Raw genomic sequence first — 3,258 nt, 5'->3', positions numbered from 1 at the left:
TGGGAGCTTTCGAATGAACCGTCTGCTCGGCGCCTGCGCCCTGCTCTCCTTGCTGGCCGGTTGCGCCAGCACCGACACCATCGACCCGCACGGTTACGACCAGACCGGCGTCGCCTCTTATTACGGTGCCAAACACCACGGTAAACGCACCGCCAGTGGCGAGCCGTTCAACCAGAACTCTCTGACCGCCGCCCACCGCCAGCTCCCCTTTGGCACGCGGGTGAAGGTCACCAACCTGAAAAACGATGAATCCGTCGTGGTCCGCATCAACGATCGCGGCCCGCACACCCGTGGACGCCTGATCGACGTGTCCCGCGAAGCCGCCGAACAGCTCGGCATGCTGCGCAGCGGCACCGCGCGGGTTCGCGTGCAGGCCCTCGACTGATGGAGCGCTGACCATTTTCGGATTAGCCGATTTACCCCTGATCAGCGTGATCGAACTGCTCGCCGGCCTGTGCCTGCTGATCTTCGGTGCAGAACTGATGGTGCGCGCGGCGGTGCGTCTGGCGGCGCGCCTGCATGTGCGGCCGTTGATCATCGGCCTGACCATCGTCGCCCTCGGCAGCAGCGCGCCGCAAATGGCCGTCAGCCTGCAAGCGGCGTTGGCGCATAACCCGGACATCGCCGTCGGCAGCGTGGTCGGCAGCAGCATCTTCAATATGCTTGTCACCCTGGGCCTGTCGGCGCTGATCATTCCTCTGCGTGTCTCGCGGCAACTGGTGCGGCTCGACATTCCGCTGATGATCGGTGCCAGCCTGCTGGTGTTCGTGCTGGCATGGAATGAAGAGATCGGACGCTTCGACGGCATCCTGTTGTTGGCGGCTTTGGCGTTGTATCTGGGTTTGCTGTTCCGCCAGTCACAGCACTCGGCCCGCCCCCATTCGCAACAGCCTCAAACTGCACAGGCCTCGTGGATCAGCAGTTTGCTGATGATTGTTATCGGTCTGGCGATGCTGGTGTTTGCCGGGCATCTGCTGCTGGGCGCCGCGGTTGTGGTGGCTACTGATCTTGGATTCTCCGAGCGCGTCATCGGCCTGACCGTGGTGGCCGTCGGCACGTCGCTGCCGGAACTGGCCACATCATTGATCGCAGCCTTGCGCGGACAACGCGACATCGCCGTCGGCAACGTGATCGGCGCCAACCTGTTCAACCTGCTCGGGGTGCTCGGCCTCACCGCACTGATCGCGCCGACGCCGCTGTCGGTGTCGCCTAATGCACTGGATTTCGACCTGCCGGTGATGCTCGGCGTCGCCGCGCTGTGCCTGCCGGTGTTCTATTCCGGCTACCGCGTGACGCGTGCCGAAGGTTTGCTGCTGCTCGGTTTGTATCTGGTCTACGGGCTGCATGTGGTGTCGTTCACCACCGGCATGCCGCTGGCCGGCAAGCTGGAGCGGTTGATGCTTTTTTATGTCTTGCCGACGCTGTTGACGTTTCTGCTGTTCACGTCGATCCGCGCCTGGCGCCGCCAACACCACAAGAGGGATATGCCATGACCGAATCGAAGCAGTCCGGGGTTGAAGTCCGCCGTCAGGTAATGGGCGACGCGTTCGTTGATCGCGCCTTGGGCAACGCCACCGAGTTCACCCAGCCGCTGCAGGATTTCGTCAATGAACATGCCTGGGGTGGCGTGTGGAATCGTGAAGGTCTGCCGCTGAAAACCCGCAGCCTGATCACCCTCGCCGCGCTGACCGCGTTGAAGTGCCCGCAGGAGCTGAAGGGCCATGTGCGCGGTGCGCTGAACAATGGCTGCACGGTGGACGAAATTCGTGAGGCGTTGCTGCATTGTGCGGTGTACGCCGGTGTGCCGGCGGCGATCGATGCGTTTCGTGCGGCGCAGGAAGTGATCGACAGTTACGAGAAAAGCTAAAATATCGCAGCCTTCGGCAGCGCCTACAGGAGACCGCATTCCCATGTAGGAGCTGCCGCAGGCTGCGATATTTTGATCCTGCCCCTCAGATCCACCCACCCCACTGCAAAACAAAAATCCCGATATTGGTGGTAATCGCCGCCATCAACGTGGTCATCACGATAATCGCCGCCGCCAACTCATGATTGCCCTGCGCCGCTCGGGCCATGACAAAACTCGCCGCCGCCGTCGGGCTGCCAAAGTACAGAAACAGAATCCCCAGCTCCGCGCCGCGAAAGCCCCACAACCACGCGCCGAGCGTCGCCAGCACCGGCAAACCGATCATCTTCACCAGACTGGAGCTGAGCGCCATGCTGCCGCTCTTGCGCAACGCCGCCAGCGACAGCGTGCCGCCAATACAGATCAGCGCCAGTGGCAACGTAGTCTGCGCCAGATACTGACCGGAGGTCTCCAGCCAACCCGGCAAACCGATCTTGAAATAGGCAAACGGCGCCGCCGCAATCACGCTGATGATCAGTGGATTGCTGAACACGCTTTTGCAAATGCTCCACGGATCGGACTTGATCACCGGGCTGTACACCGCCAGCACGATGGTCGACAGCGTGTTGTAAAACAGGATCACCAACGCCGCGAGAATCGCCCCGAGGGAAATCCCGTAATCGCCGTACATGCTCGCCGCCAGTGCCAGACCGATCACGCCGTTATTGCCGCGAAACGCGCCTTGGGTATAGATGCCGCGATCTTCACGCGGACAACGGAAAATCGCCCAGCCCCAGGCCAGGGCAAAGCTCACCAGCGTGGCAAGGGAGAAATAGATCAGCAGGGACGGTTGCAAAGCGGCGTGCAGATCAGCGTGCAGAATGCCGAGAAACAGCAGCGCCGGCATGGTGACGTTGAACACCAGTGACGAGGCGGTGTGGATGAAATTATCGTTGATCCAGTCGATGCGCTTGAGCAGCACACCGAGAAACAGCATGGCAAACACCGGCGCGGTGATGTTCAGGGTTTCGAGGAAGATTGCCAGCATGCCGGGGAGCCTTGGGTGAGCGTCGTTAGGGGGCTAATGATAAGCCAAAAGCATCAAAAGCCCCTCACCCTAACCCTCTCCCCGAGGGAGAGGGGACCGATCGGGGGATATTCTGAAAATCCACCGACCTGAAATGACATCGCTGAATCCATAATCAACTCGGTATTTCAAGTCGATGTATAGCGCCAGACAACTCGATCAGCCCCTCACCCTAACCCTCTCCCCGAAGGAGAGGGGACCGATCGCGGGATATTGCAGAAATCCATCGACCTGAAATGACTTCGTTGAATCCATATGCAGTGGTCAACTAATTCCGGACACCTCGATAGGTGGTTTTGACGCCATCGCCCGCTCATAAGCGGTC

General features: G+C 60.7%; 4 protein-coding genes. 3 read left to right on the top strand and 1 reads right to left on the bottom strand.

The window, feature by feature from the left end; translation table 11 throughout:
- Nucleotides 1–13 precede the first annotated feature (13 nt).
- From M9827_RS24355 to M9827_RS24345, 3 genes are read left to right on the top strand one after another with little or no spacing between them, the layout of a single operon-like run.
- Complete coding sequence (locus M9827_RS24355) at nucleotides 14–385, top strand: septal ring lytic transglycosylase RlpA family protein (protein ID WP_250607599.1); 372 nt, start codon at nucleotides 14–16, stop codon at nucleotides 383–385.
- A 46-nt stretch (nucleotides 386–431) separates the two neighbouring features.
- Entirely contained in the window at nucleotides 432–1,493 is a 1,062-nt protein-coding gene (locus M9827_RS24350) for a calcium/sodium antiporter (RefSeq protein WP_250607597.1), read from the top strand.
- The gene (locus M9827_RS24345) at nucleotides 1,490–1,867 is read left to right on the top strand and encodes a carboxymuconolactone decarboxylase family protein (RefSeq protein ID WP_123451658.1); all 378 of its coding nucleotides are present in this window, start codon (nucleotides 1,490–1,492) and stop codon (nucleotides 1,865–1,867) included. Before M9827_RS24350 ends, M9827_RS24345 begins: the two co-directional genes overlap by 4 nt.
- 85 nt (nucleotides 1,868–1,952) lie before the next feature.
- Here M9827_RS24345 and M9827_RS24340 read toward each other — a convergent pair whose 3' ends face one another.
- Nucleotides 1,953–2,894, bottom strand: a complete 942-nt coding sequence (locus M9827_RS24340; RefSeq protein ID WP_250607595.1) for an AEC family transporter — start codon at nucleotides 2,892–2,894, stop codon at nucleotides 1,953–1,955.
- Nucleotides 2,895–3,258: the final 364 nt, after the last annotated feature.

It is taken from the genome of Pseudomonas sp. AKS31 (assembly GCF_023634765.1).
GTDB lineage: Bacteria > Pseudomonadota > Gammaproteobacteria > Pseudomonadales > Pseudomonadaceae > Aquipseudomonas.
Note: the sequence above shows the minus strand (reverse complement) of the source record. Positions and strands in the feature narration are given on the sequence as shown.

Bases quoted from the DNA above. Each gene is read 5' to 3' on its own strand.
- M9827_RS24355 (WP_250607599.1), top strand. From the start codon at position 14: ATGAACCGTCTGCTCGGCGCCTGCGCCCTGCTCTCCTTGCTGGCCGGT.
- M9827_RS24345 (WP_123451658.1), top strand. From the start codon at position 1,490: ATGACCGAATCGAAGCAGTCCGGGGTTGAAGTCCGCCGTCAGGTAATG.
- M9827_RS24340 (WP_250607595.1), bottom strand. From the start codon at position 2,894: ATGCTGGCAATCTTCCTCGAAACCCTGAACATCACCGCGCCGGTGTTT.